The organism is Prevotella sp. P5-50, from assembly GCF_002251295.1.
In the GTDB taxonomy this organism is placed as follows: domain Bacteria; phylum Bacteroidota; class Bacteroidia; order Bacteroidales; family Bacteroidaceae; genus Prevotella.
Genome location: NZ_NPJA01000013.1, coordinates 1 through 20,266, shown reverse-complemented (window position 1 = coordinate 20,266; position 20,266 = coordinate 1). Strand labels below are relative to the sequence as shown.

General features: G+C 45.3%; 15 protein-coding genes and 1 pseudogene. 8 read left to right on the top strand and 8 right to left on the bottom strand.

Annotated features, from left to right (window positions below):
* Positions 1-7: 7 nt before the first annotated feature.
* The 4 genes from CIK88_RS01840 to CIK88_RS01825 are packed head-to-tail and all read left to right on the top strand — an operon-like array spanning position 8 to position 5,886.
* Positions 8-838: a hypothetical protein gene (locus tag CIK88_RS01840; protein ID WP_094434145.1), complete on the top strand. Its 831-nt coding sequence runs from the start codon at positions 8-10 to the stop codon at positions 836-838.
* Positions 839-855: 17 nt separating this feature from the next.
* Positions 856-4,029 carry a DUF3427 domain-containing protein gene (locus tag CIK88_RS01835; protein ID WP_094434143.1) on the top strand — a complete coding sequence of 1,058 codons (3,174 nt, stop codon included), beginning with the start codon at positions 856-858 and terminating at the stop codon, positions 4,027-4,029.
* Positions 4,030-4,031: 2 nt separating this feature from the next.
* Positions 4,032-4,421 (top strand): (deoxy)nucleoside triphosphate pyrophosphohydrolase, encoded by a 390-nt coding sequence (locus CIK88_RS01830; protein WP_094434141.1) that lies wholly within the window; start codon positions 4,032-4,034, stop codon positions 4,419-4,421.
* A gap of 37 nt (positions 4,422-4,458) precedes the next feature.
* The gene (locus tag CIK88_RS01825; protein WP_094434139.1) at positions 4,459-5,886 is read left to right on the top strand and encodes an ATP-binding protein; all 1,428 of its coding nucleotides are present in this window, start codon (positions 4,459-4,461) and stop codon (positions 5,884-5,886) included.
* 370 nt (positions 5,887-6,256) lie between these two features.
* Here CIK88_RS01825 and CIK88_RS12535 read toward each other — a convergent pair.
* Positions 6,257-6,379: pseudogene (locus CIK88_RS12535) on the bottom strand (DNA-binding protein); the annotation flags it as partial.
* Positions 6,380-6,592: 213 nt separating this feature from the next.
* Positions 6,593-8,533, bottom strand: a complete 1,941-nt coding sequence (gene dnaK / locus CIK88_RS01810) for a molecular chaperone DnaK (RefSeq protein WP_094434135.1) — start codon at positions 8,531-8,533, stop codon at positions 6,593-6,595.
* A 244-nt stretch (positions 8,534-8,777) separates the two neighbouring features.
* On the opposite strand from dnaK, the gene CIK88_RS01805 reads away from it, so the two are divergent.
* Entirely contained in the window at positions 8,778-9,941 is a 1,164-nt protein-coding gene (locus CIK88_RS01805) for a hypothetical protein (RefSeq protein ID WP_094390844.1), read from the top strand.
* A 92-nt stretch (positions 9,942-10,033) separates the two neighbouring features.
* Here the strand turns inward: CIK88_RS01805 and recA are convergent, their stop codons facing one another.
* The 6 genes from recA to CIK88_RS01780 form a co-directional block, all read right to left on the bottom strand.
* On the bottom strand, positions 10,034-11,062 hold the full coding sequence (recA, locus tag CIK88_RS01800) for a recombinase RecA (protein ID WP_094390843.1): 1,029 nt from the start codon (positions 11,060-11,062) through the stop codon (positions 10,034-10,036).
* A 63-nt stretch (positions 11,063-11,125) separates the two neighbouring features.
* Positions 11,126-12,361, bottom strand: a complete 1,236-nt coding sequence (locus CIK88_RS01795) for a saccharopine dehydrogenase family protein (RefSeq protein WP_094390842.1) — start codon at positions 12,359-12,361, stop codon at positions 11,126-11,128.
* Between the two features lie 49 nt (positions 12,362-12,410).
* Positions 12,411-13,007: a DUF6621 family protein gene (locus tag CIK88_RS01790; RefSeq protein ID WP_094390841.1), complete on the bottom strand. Its 597-nt coding sequence runs from the start codon at positions 13,005-13,007 to the stop codon at positions 12,411-12,413.
* Positions 13,008-13,064: 57 nt separating this feature from the next.
* Positions 13,065-14,150, bottom strand: a complete 1,086-nt coding sequence (mnmA, locus tag CIK88_RS01785; protein WP_094390840.1) for a tRNA 2-thiouridine(34) synthase MnmA — start codon at positions 14,148-14,150, stop codon at positions 13,065-13,067.
* A gap of 55 nt (positions 14,151-14,205) precedes the next feature.
* Positions 14,206-14,433, bottom strand: a complete 228-nt coding sequence (locus CIK88_RS12260) for a hypothetical protein (protein ID WP_144269564.1) — start codon at positions 14,431-14,433, stop codon at positions 14,206-14,208.
* A gap of 32 nt (positions 14,434-14,465) precedes the next feature.
* A complete protein-coding gene (locus tag CIK88_RS01780) occupies positions 14,466-15,068 on the bottom strand; it encodes a DUF4840 domain-containing protein (protein WP_094434133.1) in 603 nt (200 codons plus the stop codon).
* 152 nt (positions 15,069-15,220) lie between these two features.
* Here CIK88_RS01780 and CIK88_RS01775 point away from each other — a divergent pair, with 152 nt between their 5' ends.
* From CIK88_RS01775 to CIK88_RS01765, 3 genes are all read left to right on the top strand, one after another.
* A complete protein-coding gene (locus CIK88_RS01775; protein ID WP_094434131.1) occupies positions 15,221-15,835 on the top strand; it encodes an RNA polymerase sigma factor in 615 nt (204 codons plus the stop codon).
* Positions 15,836-15,840: 5 nt separating this feature from the next.
* Entirely contained in the window at positions 15,841-17,175 is a 1,335-nt protein-coding gene (locus CIK88_RS01770) for an outer membrane beta-barrel protein (RefSeq protein WP_094434129.1), read from the top strand.
* A gap of 138 nt (positions 17,176-17,313) precedes the next feature.
* Positions 17,314-19,641, top strand: a complete 2,328-nt coding sequence (locus CIK88_RS01765; protein ID WP_094390836.1) for a transglycosylase domain-containing protein — start codon at positions 17,314-17,316, stop codon at positions 19,639-19,641.
* Positions 19,642-20,266: the final 625 nt, after the last annotated feature.

Sequence of the window (20,266 nt, the reverse complement as noted above, 5' to 3'; positions counted from 1 at the left end):
CTGAATTATGGCAATAAGCGCATCCATACAAGCATTGATTTCTGGTGAGCAGGTGGCTGGTTCAAAGCTAAGCAGCAAACTGCTTGATGAACTGATGGCAGAAGGGCTGTTGTCAGTGGTGACTCATGGTTCGAGAAAATCATATCGCGCTCGTGACGTTGAGGCTTTGAAAAGATGTCTCATAGACAAGGATGAAAGCTATCGAACGCTTGAAGTCAGCAGTTTCGATTCTCGTGCTTCTTTGGCGGCAGAAACAGGAAACTCTAAGTTAATGACAGTTCGCTCTTGCCCTGGCTTCCCTGTTAATAGCTACGAGCCCATCTCATGTTCACTTTGCGACAAAGATTTTGTTGTCAATCCACATGAAGGCAGCTTTGTGTTCATCGACAACTGGCGGCAATTTTCTATTCCTCAAGACATAGTCGTTGTGGGTATTGAGAACATGGAGAACTTCCGTAGGATTCGTCAGCAAAAGAAATTGTTTGAATCTGTGCTGGGTAATATGCCGCTGCTGTTTGTCTCTCGCTATCCACAATCGACAGACCTGCGTAATTGGCTTATGGGTATTCCAAATAGGTACGTACACTTCGGTGATTTCGATTTAGCAGGAATTCACATCTTCCTGACAGAATTCCAAAAATATCTTGGTGATCGTGCATCGTTCTTAATCCCTTCTGATATTGAACAACGATTGACTCAAGGTTCTGCAACTAGGTATAATATTCAATACAACAAATTTCATACACTTCGGTGTACTGATACAAAATTGCAGTCGTTGATTGGGTTGATCATGAATTATCATAAATGTTATGACCAGGAAGGGTACATTATAAAATAAAAACAATAGTTACGCATATGAAGATTGGAATTTATGAGCAGATAATCAACCAGTTGTTCGAAGAGAAAATCTCTTCGATTGACCAGAACCGGTTTTACATCGGGAAGCGGGTCATTAAGAAGGATGAGGTGGCAAAGTTGCTGTCGATGTATTTGACGAGCATCTTTGAACAGGTGCTGTCGGATATGGTTGATATAAATGATGAGACTGATGAAGAAGACGAACAAAAAGATTCATCTGTCAAAAGGGGGCTGGAGTTAGCCAATTCCATCATTCGTAAACTGGTAAATGAGTTCCATTTGGATTCTGGCAACTTGGTTTCTGCTCAGGCCAAGATTTTGACAGCAGTAATTGATAAGACTCAATCGGATTATCCAGATTTGGCAAAACGTCTGGAGGAGATGATGCCAATGAAGGGGCTCATAAACGGGGCTCTGTTTACAGGCAAGGGGATGAAGATGTATACGGAGTTACAGAAAGAAATAGCCTCAGCTGATGAAATCCGTTTGATGGTGTCGTTTATCAAGAAACGTGGGCTTGCTCTTATTTTGCCACGGTTGAAAGAGTTTACCAACAGAGGAGGGCAACTGAAGGTAATCACAACAACCTATATGCAGGCTACTGATTATGATGCCATTATCCAGCTATCATCGTTGAAGAATACAGAAATAAAAATTACATACGATGTCTCCTCTGAGCGCCTTCATGCAAAAGCTTATGTTTTCCTTCGTGATACAGGCTTTAATACAGCATATATAGGTTCTTCAAATATCTCCGAACAAGCACTTGATACAGGTGCAGAATGGAATGTGAAGGTAACGCAAATGGAGCAGCCACGAATGATGAAGACCATTCTTGGTGCATTTGATGCTTCATGGTGGGCAGATGGTTACGAGACTTTTGTGAATGGCGAAGATAACGAGAGGCTGAAAGCAGCCTTAAACAAAGAAGTGGATAATGAAATAGATTTCTCGACACTTAAGGGCTTAATTCGTCCTTTCGATTATCAGCAAGAGATTCTAGAACGACTTCAGGTTGAACGCGAGGTGCGGAATCATTGGAAGAATCTGGTGGTCGCTGCAACTGGAACAGGCAAGACCGTAATGGCTGCCAGCGATTACAAGGCATTTGCAGAAAAACACGAACGTGCCCGTCTGTTGTTCGTGGCACACAGGGAAGAAATCCTCCGACAGAGTCTCCAGACTTTCCGGCAAGTACTTTCTGACTATAATTTTGGCGAGAAATGGTATGGAGGCGAAGAACCTGCAAATTATGAATATGTGTTCGCCTCAAAGGACACATTGAACAACCGTTTGGATAGTTTGTCATTACCTGAAGACTATTATGATTATATTGTCGTTGATGAGGTTCATCATGTGGCAGCATCTTCTTATCGTAAGATAATCAACCACTTTAGACCTAAAGTGCTTTTAGGATTGACGGCTACTCCTGAGCGAATGGATGGAGAAGACATTACACAAGACTTTGATGGTACCATTTCTGCTGAGATACGTCTTGATGATGCACTGAACAAAGGCTTGCTGGCTCCGTTCTATTACTATGGTATAACAGACTCCGTTGATTATTCAGAGGTTGCCTGGGATAAAGGTCATTATGTGGCATCTGAGCTTTCTCGTATTTATAGTTACAATGATGCACGTACTGCTGTAATTTTGCAGTCTTTGCAGAAGTATCTGACCAATATTCGTAATGTCAGGGCTTTGTGTTTCTGTGTTGACCAGCAACATGCCAAATATATGGCTTCCAAATTTACGCTATGTGGATTGAAAGCCGATGTGCTGACCAGTGAAAACGCACAGATGCGAGCACCGCTTTACAGACGATTGAAGAATAAGGAAATCAACTATCTATTTGTAGTGGATATGTTCAACGAGGGTGTAGATATACCCGAGGTTGATACAATTCTTTTCCTTCGTCCCACGGAGAGTCTCACTGTGTTTATCCAGCAGTTTGGACGAGGTCTCCGCAAAGCAGAGGGAAAGACACATGTTAATATACTTGATTTTGTAGGTAACAGTCGAGCTGAATTCAATTATACCGACCGTATGCGTGTGATGCTCGGCAGAACGTCAATGAGTGTCGTAGAGGAAATGGAACGCGATTGCCCTCACTTGCCTTTAGGTTGCCGAATTATACTGGAGCCAAAGGCAAAGGAGCATATCCTGAACAATATCAAGGGGGCTATTCAGCGTTTTACGGTACGAAAGGTCATCGCATTGGTACAGAACTTCGAGAGACATCACTCAGTTCCGCTTACGCTCTCCAATTTCGTAAGAATCTATCAGATGCCCGTAGATAAGCTCTACAAAGGGAGAACGTGGAATCAGATATTGTTTGAGGCTGGGGTGGGCGAAGAGCAATCTCGTTTTAATGAGGAGCTAAGTCGTGCCGTATTCCGTAAGTGGTCTGCAACGGACTCGTATTCCTATTTGAGCTTTATCGAACAACTTGCAAAACGAGCGTTCAAAGTGAGAGTAAACAGAATGAATGCTGTTGATCAAAAGCGATTGCTGATGCTCTACTACGACCTTTTTGAGACGGCTGGAAGATTTGTAAGCCTCCAAGATATGGTTGATACCCTTGCTGCTGACAAACTATTCTTTGAAGAGCTTGCTGAGGTGATAGGAGTGATGCTTCAAGAGAACAAAGCCTACGAGAAGCCGGATAACTCCCTGTTGCCAAATTTCCCATTGAAGCTCCATGGCGTATATACAAAGGCACAGATTCAGGTTGCTATCGGAACATCGACGTTGGCACGAAAATCGCCAGCTCGCGAGGGTATGGAACGCAACAAACTGCTGAATGTGGAGGCTATGTTTGTCGATATCATCAAGAATCGTGAAGAGGGCTCTACGACTGATTACGACGACAAGGCGTTGTCACCCTATCTATTCCAATGGGATACTCGGAACCGAGTAAAGCCTGAATCAAATGAAGGTCAGGCTTATATCCATCAGACACAGACCATGCTGCTCTTTGTCCGTGAGCAAAAGAACTTTGTTGAGGACAAGACTCGCACAATGGGATATGTTTATTTGGGTCGTGTTACCCTGAGCGACTGGGAGTACAAGAATTTAGGAAATAGGATGCAAATGCAGATACGTTGGAATATGGTGGAACCGATTCCCGGCAGCGTGATGCATTTCGCACGAATGAAAGAAATGGCATAATTATGAAACAGATAGAAGTTGTAGCTGCGATTATTCGCAAAGATGATAAGATATTCGCCACACAGCGAGGATACGGCGAGTGGAAAGACTGGTGGGAGTTTCCTGGTGGGAAGATGGAAGCGGGTGAGATACCTGAAGAGGCATTGAGGCGTGAGATATGGGAAGAGCTGGAAACGCGGATTGTGGTAGAGAATCTAGTGGAGACGGTGGAATGGGATTATCCTCAATTTCATCTTTCCATGCATTGCTACCTCTGTCATGTGGAGAGCGGACATCTGGAACTGAAAGAACACGAGGCAGCGAAGTGGCTCAACAAGGATGAACTGGAGAACGTCAACTGGTTGCCTGCGGATTTGAAGGTAATAGAGAAAGTGAGATGCGAAATAATATAAGCAATAATATAAAGACGAGTAAAGGCGTTATTAGTATATGGCACTTACAATAGATGAACTGAAAATACAGATACAGAGTGACGAGCATCGTCAGCTGGAGTTGAAGAAGACCACAGGTGAATTGAAGGATGGTATGCATTCTGCTTGCGCCTTCTTGAACACCGAAGGTGGCTGGCTCATCTTCGGTGTTGCTCCCAAATCATTGAAGATTCAGGGTCAGCAGGTTACTGACAACACCCAACGGGAGATTGCCCAGGCTCTGAGTTACATGGAACCGCAAGTTGATGTGCGGGTCGAGTATATCGACATTCCTGATCGGCCAGACCACAAAGTGATTGCCATGCACTTTGATGGATGGGCGTGGGGAATGGTGCCTTATACTTATCATGGTTGTCCTTACTACAAGGTGGAGAGTACAACGAAGGAGATGCCACGCGACATGTACGAAGAACGATTGCGTAGAAGTAAGCCAGACATGTTTGCTTGGGAAAGGCAGCCTTCAGAGTTTACAGACATCAGTTCATTGGATGAGAAACTGATACGTGGTGTCGTGCGTCTTGGTGTTGAAAGAGGCAGGTTGTCTGATCTGGCTCTAACAGAACCCATTGAGGATGTGTTAGGAAAATGGAAGTTGACGACAGGTAACAAACCTCTAAACGCTGCCACCGCACTCTTTACAAAAGATACAGGTATGTACACGCAGTTCACTATGCGCTTGGCTCGTTTTCAAGGAACTGATAAGAATGAGTTTATCGACAACCAACGTGTGGAGGGAAATATTTTCGTACTACTCAATGAGGCTATGAACTTCTTCCGCAAGCACCTGAACATGCATGGTAAAATAGTCGGGCTCGTTCGTGATGAATATCTGGAGGTCCCTGCTGAAGCTCTGCGTGAAGTGGTATTGAATGCACTTTGCCATCGTCAATACGAACGATATAATCTGACCATAGGTATTGCCATCTATGATGATCGTATCGAAATCGAGAATCCTGGTGTACTGCCCCCACAGATTACACCTGAGAATATCCTACAGCCACATATTTCATATCCATACAATCCGCTTATAGCTAATGTGTTGTATAGTACAACCTATATTGAGAACTGGGGGTCAGGTGTGAAGCGCATCATGGAGGCTTGTCAAAAGAGAGGTGTAGCAGCCCCTATATGGTCTATCAATGGTGGTTTTGTTGTGGTAACATTCATGAGACCGGCAAAGGGTGATATTCAAGGTGTCCCTCAAGGTGTCCCTCAAGATGTCCCTCAAGGTGTCCCTCAAGATAAAGAACTTGATGATTGGATAGAGAAACAAATCAGAAACAATCCTCAAATCTCGACAGAAGATTTGGCCAAATTGAGTAATCGAAGTTCAAAAACCATAAAACGTCACCTTGCCAAAATGCCACACATCCGTTATGTGGGTAGTGGCTTTAGTGGTCACTGGGAGGTACTTGACAAAGAATAAAACCACCGTCGCGAAATGCGACAGTGGTTTCAACGTTTGTCTATATTAGACAAGACTCGATTACCACTTCAACCATTGAAAAATCAATTGCAAAAGACACCAGAGAGAATATAGCGAGGTGAAATACGTAATGCCTACCCACCACCAGAATACTTTGGGTGGCGGGTATACCCCTTTGCCCGACTTTATGAGTGACAGCAATTCTTCATTCTGATTTATTACTGTCCGCTAAAATGTGTACCTTTGTTCATAGTTACTTGAATTGAAATTTACAACAAGAAACAAAGGTAACTAAAAGGGCTGAATTCCAACCGAGGAATCTAGCCCTAATTTTTTTATGCTCAAAAAAAAGATTTAGCGGACAGCAATACTTTCGTTTCCAAGCCACCTTGCTGCACTTAGGCGAACAATACTGGCTGTCAAGAGTCTTGGCAAGGAAAACTTCACCACAGACCTTACACTTGCGTTTGATTTCAAATCCTATTGCTGGCATATTTTCTACTTTTAAGTATGCATTAGTATGTATTGGTAGGAACAAGTCCCACGTTATCTACTTTTTTGTTGTGTTGCAAATGTGCTGCAAATAAGCGATAAACAAGCGCATAACAAAGGCATAAGAAACAAGAACCTCATAAATGCAAAAAGCGTGCAACTCATTGAGCTGCACGCTTTTGCTTACTGTATATTATGTGTTTACCTTTTGGCATTACTTAACTTCCTCGAAGTCAGCATCCTGGATGTTGTCATCCTTCTGGGTGTTCTGCTGTGACTGTTGCTGGTCATTGTAGAATGGGCCCTGCTCCTGTCCAGCACCTGCTCCAGCGCCAGCTCCTGGCTGTGCACCGGCATTCTGATACATTTGCTGTGAAGCGGTCTGCCATGCTGCATTCAGTGCATTGATAGCATTGTCGATGGCGGCAACGTCGCCTGCCTTGTGGGCATCCTTCAATTGCTGCAGTGCCTGCTCGATAGCGGGTTTCTGGTCTGCGGGGAGTTTGTCACCCAATTCCTTCAACTGATTCTCTGTTTGGAAAATCATAGAGTCGGCCTGATTCATCTTGTCGATGCGCTCGCGCTCCTTCTTATCGTTTTCGGCATTCTGCTCAGCTTCAGCCTTCATGCGATTGATTTCGTCTTCGCTCAAACCTGAAGAGGCTTCGATGCGGATGCTCTGCTCCTTGCCGGTGGCTTTATCCTTGGCTGATACCTTGAGGATACCGTTGGCATCGATGTCGAAGGTAACTTCAATCTGAGGAACACCACGACGGGCAGGAGTGATACCTGTCAGGTTGAACTGGCCAATGCTCTTGTTTTGGTTGGCCATAGGACGCTCACCTTGCAGAACGTGGATGGTAACCTCGGTCTGATTATCTGCTGCGGTAGAGAATACTTCGCTCTTCTTGCAGGGGATGGTAGTGTTGGCGTCAATCAGTTTGGTCATCACACCGCCCATGGTCTCAATACCGAGGGTCAGTGGAGTGACGTCAAGCAGAACGATATCGCCTACACCTTCTTCTTTGTTGAGGATGGCGCCCTGGATGGCAGCACCTACGGCAACTACTTCATCAGGGTTGACTCCCTTAGAAGGTTCTTTACCGAAATAGTTCTTGACGAGCTCCTGTACGGCAGGGATACGGCTTGAACCACCAACGAGGATTACTTCATCGATGTCTGAGTTAGAGAGCTTTGCGTCTGCCATTGCTTTCTGACAAGGTACGAGGCATGCCTGAATGAGGTTATGTGCCAACTGCTCGAACTGTGAGCGGGTCAGAGTTTTAACCAAGTGCTTAGGCATACCGTCAACAGCGGTGATGTATGGCAGGTTGATTTCGGTAGATGTAGAGCTTGACAGTTCAATCTTTGCCTTTTCTGCAGCTTCCTTCAGACGCTGCATGGCCATAGGATCTTTGCGCAAATCAACGTTTTCTTCACTCTTGAAGCCGTCTGCCAGCCAATTGATGATGACCTGGTCGAAGTCGTCACCACCGAGGTGTGTATCACCATTAGTAGAGAGCACTTCGAATACACCACCACCAAATTCGAGGATAGAGATATCGAATGTACCACCACCAAGGTCGAATACTGCAATCTTCATATCCTTGTTGGCCTTATCTACACCATATGCCAAAGCGGCAGCAGTAGGCTCATTGACGATACGACGCACATTGAGACCTGCAATTTGTCCGGCTTCTTTAGTGGCCTGACGCTGTGAGTCAGAGAAGTATGCTGGTACGGTGATAACTGCATCGGTTACCTCTTGTCCGAGGTAGTCTTCTGCGGTTTTCTTCATCTTCTGCAACACCATGGCAGAGATTTCCTGCGGAGTGTATTTGCGTCCTTCAATGTCAACGCGTGGATATCCGTTTTCGTTGACTACTGTGTAAGGCATGCTTTCAGCCTCTTTACGGCTCTGCTCGTATGTTTCACCCATGAAACGTTTGATAGAATAAACGGTGTTCTTGGGGTTTGTGATAGCTTGACGCTTGGCAGGATCACCTACCTTGCGGTCGCCGTCTTTTACGAAACCAATAACAGAAGGTGTTGTACGCTTACCTTCGCTGTTGGCAATTACAACTGGTTCGCTGCCTTCGAAAACGGCAACACAACTATTAGTTGTTCCTAAGTCGATTCCAATAATTTTTCCCATAATGTATTTCTTTTTAATTTTTAATATTCGTAATGTTAACGATAACTTAATAGCAAAGCGTGTGCCAAATGGTGTTTGACAGCTGTTAAAAGTGGGTGTTGTATGACATTTTGGCATGTATTAGTGTCATGATGTACTATCGCTTTTATATTAATTATAGTATTCGGTCATGTTTGTTGCTTTAAAATTTGGTTTTTCCCTTACTAAATCGTAACTTTGCAAGCGTTAACTATAAACAACTATTATGAAAAAGCTGATAACAATGGGTATTCTTGCGCTAATGACCACAACGGTTATGGCACAGGGAAGTGATTCCTATATCGTGAAGACGAAAGGAGTGAAAAAGGTGGAGACACCAAAAACTGATGCCAAACAGGTGGCAGGTTCTACAACACAAGAGGCAGACAAGCCTCAGGATTTCGTAGGTCGTAACTTTCCTCGATATGGTTTGTGCGACTGGCAAGATGGCATGCGTTTCATGGTTTTGCCTGAAAAATATGACATGTTGGTGAATACCTTCCGTGACGAAAGTAATAATAAGGAGGTGAGCAACGGTTATTTCCGTCGCAAGGTGATGGTGTATCGTGGCCATGCTGTTGGCAGTAACGGTCGTGCACGGCTCAACTTTACTTGCCAAGATGACAACAAACAGTATTATTTTGAGTTGCCCAACGGCAATTATGAAGACTATTGCTATAATAAGATAGGTGTGCCAACGTTAGCCTATCTGGGTGATGTAGATATTGCTCGTTCATTGCTTGTTGGCAAGACATTGGTAACTACCACTACTGATTATTATGTTGATACCGATTATGAAAGCGATGCTGCTGATTTGGTGAAGGTAGAGAAGGGACAGAAAGTGAAGGTTGTTGCCGTTGGTGTTGGAACTCGCTCGTTCCCTGTAAAGATTATCGTTGAGGGTAAGGATGGCAGTGAATTCTTCCAGAATGTGGCCATGAGCAAAACCAATTGTGGTATGCGCGATGATGAGTTTATTGTTGACAATGCCAAACATCTGTTCTACGGTTCGTTTACTTTTGAGGAAGAAGACGAGCGCCAGCAGTCAGCTTCTTTGGGTGATTATGCCCAATATATGAACAAAACAGTTCATTTGAAGTATCCTACTACCATGAAGGTTATCCGCAATGGTGCGGGTAGTCGTGTGGTGACAATGGCCAAGGAAACCACTTTCCGCATTGACGGTATGCGTCCTGTGCGTAATAGCCGGTATGTCACTTTGACACTTTCCGAAACTGTTACAGGTCGCCTTTATACGAAGAATGTGACTTTTAAGAATGAAAATGTGACAGGTGATATAGATGGTCAGAAGGAAGATTATTTCGGGTATCTTTTCTCGGAAGGGTCTGGTAAAACTCCTGTTAAGACTCATACCCGTCGTCGCAGATAATCTCGGATTGTATATATGGTCCAGAGACGGGACTATGATAAAAGGCGCATCGGATATTTCCGATGCGCCTTTTCATCTATGTGATCTGTGTATTACTCTTCGTTTTTGATGGTTTCAACAACCTTAGCTTCAAGTTCTTCGCAGAGTTCAGGGTTGTCTTTCATCAGTTGTTTGACAGCATCACGTCCTTGTCCGAGCTTTTGTCCGTCGTAGCTGAACCATGATCCGCTCTTCTGTATGATGTTGTATTGTACGCCGAGATCGAGTATTTCGCCTACTTTCGATATTCCTTCGCCAAAGGTTATTTCAAACTCAGCTTTACGGAATGGGGGAGCTACTTTATTTTTCACTACCTTTACGCGCACTTGGTTTCCGATGACTTGGTCACCCTCTTTGATGGGGCTGACGCGGCGGATATCGAGTCTTACAGAAGCGTAGAACTTCAGCGCATTACCACCAGTAGTTGTTTCGGGGTTACCAAACATGACTCCGATTTTTTCTCGCAACTGGTTGATGAAGATACATGTGGTGTTTGTTTTAGCGATGGTGGCTGTGAGTTTGCGTAGTGCCTGACTCATCAGACGCGCATGCAGTCCTACAGCCGAGTCACCCATGTCTCCTTCAATTTCCTTTTTCGGAGTGAGTGCAGCTACTGAATCGACCACCAATATATCAATAGCAGATGATCGTATGAGCTGGTCGGCAATCTCAAGTGCCTGCTCTCCGTTGTCGGGTTGTGATATCCAGAGGTTGTCGATATCTACTCCCAGTTTCTGCGCATAGAATCTGTCGAAGGCATGTTCTGCATCGATGAATGCAGCGATGCCGCCTGCCTTTTGTGCTTCAGCAATGGCGTGTATGGCCAGTGTGGTCTTACCAGAAGATTCCGGACCATAGATTTCAATGATTCTACCGCGTGGATATCCTCCCACTCCGAGTGCGAGGTCGAGGTTGAGGCTTCCTGTTGGTATGACATCTACATTCTCTATTTGTTCGTCACCCATTCGCATGATGGAGCCTTTTCCGTATTCTTTTTCTATTTTCGACATGGCCGCTTGCAGGGCCTTCATCTTTTCGCTTTGCGCGTTGATGGTCTCGTTTTCGTTTTCTTTTTTTGCCATGGTAGGTTTCTGTATCTAAATGTATATATTATAAAATTATAAAATAGGTGTAGTGTTTGTGGATTAGAGTTCTAAGTCTCCGTCAAACACTTCATGCCAAGGCAGTCCTTGTGTGTTGAGTTGTTCCATGAAAGGATCTGGATCAAACTCTTCCACGTTCCAAACGCCTGGTTTCTTCCATATTCCTTTGAGGAACATCATGGCGCCAATCATGGCAGGCACACCAGTGGTGTAGCTTACGCCCTGCATGCCAGTCTCTTCGTAGGCTGCCTGGTGTGAGCAGTTGTTATATACGTAGTATGTGCGCTGTTTGCCGTCTTTAGTTCCTTTGATGCGGCATCCGATGGAAGTCTCTCCTTCATAGTTTTCTCCGAGATCTTGTGGATTGGGCAAAACGGCTTTGAGGAATTGCAGAGGAACGATTTTTACCTTTGCCGTACCTGTTCCGTCAGCCAGTGGAGCTTCATATTCTATTTCATCGATTCTGCTCATGCCAATGTTCTGAATCACATCGAGATAGTTGAGATATTGCTGTCCGAAGGTCATCCAGAAGCGTGCCAACTTGATTGATGGGTAGTTTTTGACGAGTGACTCCAGTTCTTCGTGGTGCATGAGATAGCTCTCACGTGGTCCTATGTTGGGGTAGGTGAGTGCTTTGTGTACTGACAGAGGATCAGTTTCTTTCCATTCTCCGTTCTCGTAGTAGAGTCCCTTTTGGGTTATTTCGCGGATATTGATTTCTGGATTGAAGTTGGTTGCGAATGCTTTGTGGTGGTTTCCTGCGTTGCAATCGACGATGTCGAGTTGTGTCATCTCGTCGAAATGATGCTTAGCGGCATAAGCGGTGTAGATGCCGCTGACACCTGGGTCGAATCCGCAACCGAGTATAGCGCATAGTCCAGCTTGTTCGAATCGTTCTTTATAGGCCCATTGCCATGAGTATTCGAAGTGAGCTTCATCCTTTGGCTCGTAGTTGGCTGTGTCTAGATAGTTGCATCCGCAAGCCAGACATGCTTCCATGATGGTGAGGTCTTGGTATGGCAGTGCGAGGTTGATGACCAGTTCGGGCTGGTAGTCGTTGAATAGCGCTTTGAGTTGTTCCACATCGTCTGCATCTACTTGTGCGGTTTTGATGGGCATGGTGTATCCTTTTTTGTGGATGGCTTCTACTATCTGGTCGCATTTCTCCTTTCGTCTTGATGCGATCATGAAGTCGGTGAACACGTCGGTATTCTGTGCGATTTTAAATGCGGCTACGGTGGCCACACCACCTGCACCAATCATCAGTACTTTTCCCATTTTCTTATTTTTATTATTGTTTTTATAATTTTCTAGTTATGTTATCGTTTCAGGGTTTTATTTCGTCTCCCCTAATGCCGAGTGCTGCCATGAGCGAGTATCCGAGTATTTCCTGTCGGAAGTTTCCTCCGGCTATGGGTTGCATGCTAAACACGGTAATGTGCTTTTCGGGGTCGGCATGTCGGAGTCCCTGTTTCACCTGTTCGATGTTTTTTTCAGCATCAGGGATAATCATCATTCGTTTCACGTCGGCGCTATTTGCGATGATTTGCATGGCATCGGTGAAGAGTTCTTCTGCCGAAACGAGTTCTTCTACGGTTACGCAACTGATTTGAAATTCGCCGAGCGAATCGCTGAAAGCTTTTCCATCAAGTTCTCCGTCGAATGTTGAAGGCATGAAATTATCCATGCCTTTTTTGTTTTTGCCGTGTATCAGTATGACCTGAGTCTCGTGTTTTCCCTCGCGCATACCGCCGTCGAGTGCGATGCAGTCAATCCATTTTGCCATGTCGGCTTTGGGTATTTGGCGCCCAATCATGCGTTCAAAGTTGACGATAAGGTCGAATGTCACCCTGTCGATATAGTCTGCATCAACCAGGATGACGTTTTCTTTCCATGTTGTATTGTCGATGGAGGGTTGTATCATAATTTGCAAAGTTACATTAAAAGTGACGAATAGCAAAACATTCTCGTCGATTTATTTTCATACGGTTATCTCTCCCGATCCCAAGCAGCGGTGGTGCTGTTCGTCGTAGATAACGCAGAATTGTCCTGGTGCCACTCCGTGGATGGGTTGTGTGGAGTGTACGGTGAATTGTCCTTCGCCTTCATGCTCGATAGTGGCGGGATGGTATTCTGGTGTATGACGTATCTTGAAGGTAATATGGGTCTGCTGTGGATCGAGTGGGAGTGTGAGATGATGGAAATCATGCACTCTGAAATCCTGCTTGTATGCAGTCTTGGGATCGTATCCGTGGCTGACATAGAGTATGTTTTCTGCTACGTCTTTCTTAACCACAAACCATGGTCCGCCTCCGAAACCCAGTCCGTGGCGCTGTCCGATGGTGTGAAACCATAGTCCTTGGTGCTGTCCGATGCGCTTTCCTGTTTCCAGTTCGACCACTTCGCCTGGCTTTTCTCCGAGGTATCTGCGTATGTAGTCGTTGTAGTTGATCTTACCTAAGAAGCAGATGCCTTGTGAGTCTTTGCGCTTTGCGTTTACCAGATGTTCTCTTTCTGCAATTTCGCGCACCTCTTCCTTCATCATGTGTCCAATGGGGAAGAGTGCCTTTTTCAATTGCCAGTCATATATCTGTGCAAGAAAATCTGTTTGGTCTTTTACCGGATCAGGACTTGTGGTGAGCCATTTTCTTCCTTCGCTGTCTATTTCTGTCTGTGCATAGTGACCTGTTGCGATAAGGTCATAGTCCTTGCCACGCTTGTCGTGGAAGGCTCCAAACTTGATGAGTCTGTTGCACATCACGTCGGGGTTGGGTGTCAGTCCTGCCTTTACTTTATCCATGGTGTAGGTGGTCACTTGTTCCCAGTATTCTTTGTGACAGTCTATTACTTCGAGTTTACAACCGTATTTATGGCTTACGGCTGTGGCCATTTCTAAGTCTTCTTCCGACGAACAGTCCCATTCTTCTTCCTCTTCAGGACCGATTTTGATGTAGAAGCAATCGGGGTGCAATCCTTGCTGAGCCAGTTGGTGGAGCACTACCGAACTATCTACTCCTCCTGAGAGCAGCACGGCAATGCGTTTTCCTTGTAGTTCTTTTATATTCATGTGTGCAAAGTTACATATTAAAGATGAGTTATCCATCGTTTCTTCCATCTTTTTTTCATCTTTTTCTTCTTTGGTATTTCTGCATGATATTGATCATATCCACTTGCCCGATTGATGGATTGGGGTTGTATGTAGGTGACAGGGCAGCTTGCCGGCCTTTGCCTCGATGGATAGGTAGATGGGGGATTGACTGGTCGTTTTGGATGTATTTGGCCTGCATGGGAATATGACGGGCTACAAAAAAGTCACCGATCAGCAGATTCGTGTCTGCGACCGGTGACAACAGTGTAAGTTTTTCAGTATTAGTGATGAGTTTTATTTCTTCTTGGTATAGAACATCAGACCAACCTGGTTTTTCGACAGTTTGTTGGTGTTGCTATCGTCTTCAAATACACCAGCCACAACCATCTGCATGTACATCAGGTTCTTTCTTGAATCCCAAAGACCATACGAACTATAGTTGTTGATGTAGAATGCTACTCTAACCTTGTGAGGCTTGTCGCCGTAGGTAAGATGGTATTCCATGGTAGAGGGGTTCAACAGAAACTGAATCTGAGTAGAAGGCATGAAGCCATATACACACTTCAGATCCACAGGCTGTGCATTCACCATAGCTGTCTTCAGATCGCCATCGGGCAGATTAACGGTGAAAGCCTTGGGAGGAATGTTCTTTATTACGAAAGCAGAGTCGCTGTACATGTCGATTTTTACATCAAGAGTATCGGTCTTGTAGTTTGAAGTGCCTTCGCCCGAAAGTGCATAAACCATCATTCCGTCGTGTACACCCTTGATAACATCGTAGCGCTGAGCAATCTCAGCAGGTGTCAGACGTGCGGGTTCATCGTCGCTGTTGCAAGCCACAAAGGTAAAGGCGGCCATGCAACCCATCAGCATAGTGATAATTTTCTTTGTTGTCATGTCTTTTCTGTTATTTGTTTTGTTAATAAATTCTTTGGCGATAGAACACCATCGTGGTGCCTCTTTCCGTCAACATAAAGACTGCCGTTGCGGAAAACTTGCATGGAAAATCTATAAGTTAACGTCTTTTAACAAAAATAACCATTGCAGTTATGCAAGTTTTTCCCACTTTTGCACTTTATAACGATAGAAACGAAAACATCGTGAAGCACTATACTGATACAGACGAACAGCAGTTGGCCGAACAACTTCGCTGTGGCAATGCCGCAGCGATGAGGGTGTTCTACGACCGTTATGGTGGACTGCTAACTGCCGTATGCGCGCGCTATATTACTGATAGCGAAAGTCTGAAAGATGTGATGCAAGACAGTATGGTGCAGCTCTTGACCCATGTTTCCGATTTTAAGTATCGTGGCGAAGGGTCGCTCCGAGCATGGGCCACCAAGATAGTGGTAACTCAAGCGTTACGCTATCTGCGCGAAGAAAAACGACGCGAATGGCAGACAATAGACTGGGACGTGGCTGATGTGCCGGAAGAAGACGATCCGCCTGTCAACGACATTCCCCCCGATGTCATACAACAGATGGTCAGAAGGTTGCCAACGGGATACCGAACGGTATTCAACCTCTACGTCTTCGAACACAAAAGCCATCAGGAAATAGCCCAACTGCTGGGCATCAAGAAAGACTCTTCGGCATCGCAACTCAGCAGAGCGAAAAATCTGCTGGCACAAATGATAAGACAATATACAAACACCCAACAATAGATTCTATGAAAGAACAGTGGAGAAAAAAATTGCAAGACAAGATGGCTGACTATCAGCAGCCAGCTCCCCTCCTGTCATGGGATGAGTTGGAGCAAGTCGTGGCAGCACAGCAGCGCCCAGCCAAGAAAGTTGTATTCTACCGTCAACGATGGATAGCTGTGGCGGCAGTAGGCATCCTGTGTGTTGGCGTGGCAGTCAGTTTGTTGTGGAATCCAGCGCACCTCAACCCGCAGCAGTCCAGTATTCAGACTTCTGTCGGTACAGAAAAACAAGGCGTTCAGCTGTCAGCAAAAACAGAAAAGCAGCTTCTGTCAGACAGTCAACCCTTGTTGGCTTCTCTGTCCGAACAACATTCGCAGAAAGCCGAACGGTTGCCGAAGGAATCCCGACGGATATTAACAACCGACGAACGTGTGGATGTGGAAAACACAGAACAATCCTCGTTGGCTGTGGCAGCGACAGACGAAACAACAGCCAAAGCTGTAACTGAAACAACTGAAACGATTGCTGCAACAGCCTCGAACCCTACCGACGAGCAGACTCAACCGGTCACATCGAAAACCAACCGCCTCACGCTTGCCAATGTATCGGGACGTGAGCGGAAGGCATCTGAATATCTCTCACATACCCATGGCAACGATGCTTATGGTGACAGCCAACGTCTCACGGCGCAGGCATTCTTCTCCAACGGATTCTCTAATGATGGCAACAAAGGGGGAGAACTTGTCGTGTACGACGCAATGCCACCTGCTGATACTCAGGTTTTTGGGGCGAAAGGTCCAGATATATTACGACCTATCGAACTGGCTTCGGCTACACCAAAGGAACACTATAAACACCACTTCCCATTGCGCTTTGGAGTATCTATGCGTTATTATATCAACAATCGGTGGAGTGTCGAGGCAGGACTCTCATACACTCGCCTTACGGCAGATTTCACCAGAGAGAGCATGCATTATGTTCAACAGATGGAACAGAAACTGCACTATGTGGGAATCCCGCTTCATGTCAACTATACGCTGTGGAATAGCAGACGCTTGCACTTCTATGCCAAAGCAGGCGGCACAGTCGAGAAAATGGTTAGTGGACGCCGATGCGCCACATCAAACCCTGACAGTGAAAGCTACCCCATGTCCAGTGAAAAAGTTACCATACGTCCACTCCAACTGTCAATAGACGGTGGACTCGGAGGCGAATTCATGATCGACCGGCAGTTTAGTATCTATGCAGAACCAACGGTCAATTATCATTTCGACAACGGGTCAAAGATACCTACCTATTATCAGGAACATCCTTTCGGATTTGGACTCACCATGGGACTAAGGTTTAACTGGAAATAATGGCAAATGTTCTGATTGATGAATACGGCGCTTCCGACCTTGGAAGTGCCGTATTGCTGATTATTGACCGAAAAGTTTCCGTATTTCAACAAAAAGCAGTACATTTGCACAGAAATATAAAAACACCACTAACTGATAATGAGAAAGATATTTGTGCGATGCCTATGGGCTTTCCTTGGAGCATCGGTTCTGACCGCTGTAGTGGCTTTCTGGGCCATTGCGAAAGGATGGATTGGTTATATGCCACCCATCGAAGAACTCCAAAACCCTATCAATCGCTATGCCACACAGATATATAGTGCCGATGGAAAAATCATGGGAACATGGAATTACAACCGTGAAAACCGTATCCTCGTAGATTATTCACAACTCGCACCAGCACTGGTCCAAGCACTGGTGGCTACCGAAGATGTGCGATTCTATGAACATTCTGGAATCGATTTCTTCGCACTCGGACGCGCCATAGTCAAGCGTGGACTACTTGGACACAAGAGTGCCGGAGGTGGTTCGACTATTACACAGCAACTCGCCAAACAGCTCTATTCATCTACCGCACATAGTGTAATCGAACGTCTGCTCCAGAAACCCATCGAATGGGTTATCGCCGTACAGTTGGAACGCAACTATACCAAAGACGAGATTATTTCCATGTATCTCAACTATTTCGACTTCCTACACAATGCCGTGGGCATCAAAACCGCGGCAAGTACATATTTTGGTAAAGAACCAAAAGACCTTACTGTCAACGAGGCGGCAGTACTCATCGGACTTTGCAAAAACCCATCCTATTTCAATCCTGTGCGCCATCCCGACCGTTGTACCGAACGCCGAAACGTAGTACTTTCACAGATGGAGAAAGCAGGATACCTCTCAGAAGAAGAGTGTGCACGATATACTGCAGAACCGCTCAAACTCAATTTCCATGTCAACGATCATAAAGATGGCGTCGCCGTATATTTCCGCGATTACCTACGCCGCTACATGATGGCCAAAAGACCAGAGCGCTCCGACTATCCATCATGGAACATGGTACGCTTCCATCAGGATTCTATCAACTGGGAGAACGATCCACTCTACGGATGGTGCAATAAGAATAGAAAGAAAAACGGTGAAACGTACAATCTCTATTCTGACGGACTACGTGTCTATACCACTATCGATTCGCGTATGCAGGAATATGCCGAACAGGCCGTATATAAACATGTTGTAAAATATCTGCAACCCGCATTCAACCGCGAGATAAAAGGAAAGAAGAGTGCACCGTATTCCGGTAACCTTACCATGGAGCAAGTCAACAAAATCCTGATGCGCTCCGTACGCCAATGCGAACGATATCGCGTGCTAAAAGAGTCGGGAGCTACTGAGGAACAGATACGAAAGTCGTTCAATACCAAAACAGAAATGTCGGTATTCACCTATCATGGAGAAGTTGATACTATCATGACACCGCTTGACTCCATACGCTATTATAAGTCGTTCCTGCGTTGCGGATTCATGAGCATGTGCCCCCAAAACGGAGCCGTAAAAGCCTATGTAGGTGGACTCAATTTCACACATTTCGCATACGATATGTGTATGGAAGGACGACGACAGGTGGGCTCTACCATCAAACCATTCCTCTATTCACTCGCTATGGAAAATGGATTCTCGCCATGCGACCTCGCACCGAATGTCCAACAAACCTATATGGTGGCAGGAAAACCGTGGACTCCACGCAATAGCAGCCATTCCCGTTATGGCGAAATGGTCACGCTTAAATGGGGATTGCAGCAGTCGAACAACTGGATTTCGGCTTATCTCATGAGTAAACTCAATCCGCAGGCATTCGTAACCCTGTTGCGAGAATATGGCATCAATAATCCGGAAATACACCCATCCATGTCGCTCTGCCTCGGTCCATGCGATATTACAGTGGCAGAAATGGTTAGCGCATATACTGCATTCGTCAATCACGGCATCCGCACCGCACCACTTCTCGTAACACGCATTGAAGATAATGAAGGCAATGTAGTGGCACAGTTCCGACCACGCATGAACGAGGTCATCAGCGAAGAAAGCGCCCACAAAATGCTCTATATGCTTAAAGCAGTTATTGATGGAGGTACCGGTGGACGATTACGCTATATGTATAATATCACGGGAGAAGTCGGAGGAAAGACCGGAACAACCAACAATAATAGCGACGCATGGTTTATGGGCATTACTCCCAACCTCGTTAGCGGCTGTTGGGTAGGAGGTGATGATCGCGACATTCACTTTTCCATGACCAGTATCGGCCAGGGTGCATCAGGTGCACTCCCCATTTGGGCTTATTTCATGAAAAGTGTTTATGCAGACAAGCGCTTAGGCTATTCACCCGAAGCCGTGTTCGATCTGCCACCAGGTTACAATCCATGCAAAATGGATGAAAGTGGTTTGGATGCAACTTTCAATGCCGGTGGAAACATAGAAGATATATTCGAGTAGTCTCGTTGTGATATAAAGAAAAACTGCCCCCAAGAGCGAAATTGTTCTTGGGGGTGCTTTTTATCCCAACTCCCCATCGCAACCATAATAGTCCTTTATTGACTCAAATAGTGACCTTGCAAAAATCAATTTCCCCCCGTTCTTTGCACATTTCCGCAAAGCTTCCCTCTAAAAACGGAATTCAGGAATAGCGGCATTGGTGCGTTTCGGGTGCTTTTTCAGCCATCGGAAATGAAGAAAAAGATTTGTGCGCGTCCACACGTCCTTTATATATAATAAATAAGGAGTTCCCGTTTTGCGGCTTGACAGAAATCAATCTCTGCAAAAAAGTTTCATGCAATCTGCATTTTTTTTCTCGAAAAAGTTTGGTAGTTCAGAAAAAAGCCGTACCTTTGCATCCGCTTTCAGGAATACAACACCTGACAAGCACTGAAGGAAGAGTTCTTTGAAAGATTTACATAAAAACAGAGAAGTAGTAGTACAAGAAGCGAGACTTACTTTTATGAGTACAGTCTTGGGTGAATTTACGAACCGTCGATTTTTAGGAATCAAGGTGCTTTATGATCCATGATACTACCGGATATGAGATTCGTTCTGAACAGAGACACGACACTTCTTTAAGAAG

Excerpts from the sequence above, each read along its gene's own strand:
- dnaK (WP_094434135.1), bottom strand. The coding sequence starts at position 8,533 with ATGGGAAAAATTATTGGAATCGACTTAGGAACAACTAATAGTTGTGTT.
- CIK88_RS01795 (WP_094390842.1), bottom strand. The coding sequence starts at position 12,361 with ATGGGAAAAGTACTGATGATTGGTGCAGGTGGTGTGGCCACCGTAGCC.
- CIK88_RS01765 (WP_094390836.1), top strand. The coding sequence starts at position 17,314 with ATGAGAAAGATATTTGTGCGATGCCTATGGGCTTTCCTTGGAGCATCG.
- CIK88_RS01790 (WP_094390841.1), bottom strand. The coding sequence starts at position 13,007 with ATGATACAACCCTCCATCGACAATACAACATGGAAAGAAAACGTCATC.
- recA (WP_094390843.1), bottom strand. The coding sequence starts at position 11,062 with ATGGCAAAAAAAGAAAACGAAAACGAGACCATCAACGCGCAAAGCGAA.
- CIK88_RS01830 (WP_094434141.1), top strand. The coding sequence starts at position 4,032 with ATGAAACAGATAGAAGTTGTAGCTGCGATTATTCGCAAAGATGATAAG.
- CIK88_RS01825 (WP_094434139.1), top strand. The coding sequence starts at position 4,459 with ATGGCACTTACAATAGATGAACTGAAAATACAGATACAGAGTGACGAG.
- mnmA (WP_094390840.1), bottom strand. The coding sequence starts at position 14,150 with ATGAATATAAAAGAACTACAAGGAAAACGCATTGCCGTGCTGCTCTCA.
- CIK88_RS01770 (WP_094434129.1), top strand. The coding sequence starts at position 15,841 with ATGAAAGAACAGTGGAGAAAAAAATTGCAAGACAAGATGGCTGACTAT.
- CIK88_RS01840 (WP_094434145.1), top strand. The coding sequence starts at position 8 with ATGGCAATAAGCGCATCCATACAAGCATTGATTTCTGGTGAGCAGGTG.
- CIK88_RS01835 (WP_094434143.1), top strand. The coding sequence starts at position 856 with ATGAAGATTGGAATTTATGAGCAGATAATCAACCAGTTGTTCGAAGAG.
- CIK88_RS01775 (WP_094434131.1), top strand. The coding sequence starts at position 15,221 with ATGCAAGTTTTTCCCACTTTTGCACTTTATAACGATAGAAACGAAAAC.
- CIK88_RS01780 (WP_094434133.1), bottom strand. The coding sequence starts at position 15,068 with ATGACAACAAAGAAAATTATCACTATGCTGATGGGTTGCATGGCCGCC.
- CIK88_RS01805 (WP_094390844.1), top strand. The coding sequence starts at position 8,778 with ATGAAAAAGCTGATAACAATGGGTATTCTTGCGCTAATGACCACAACG.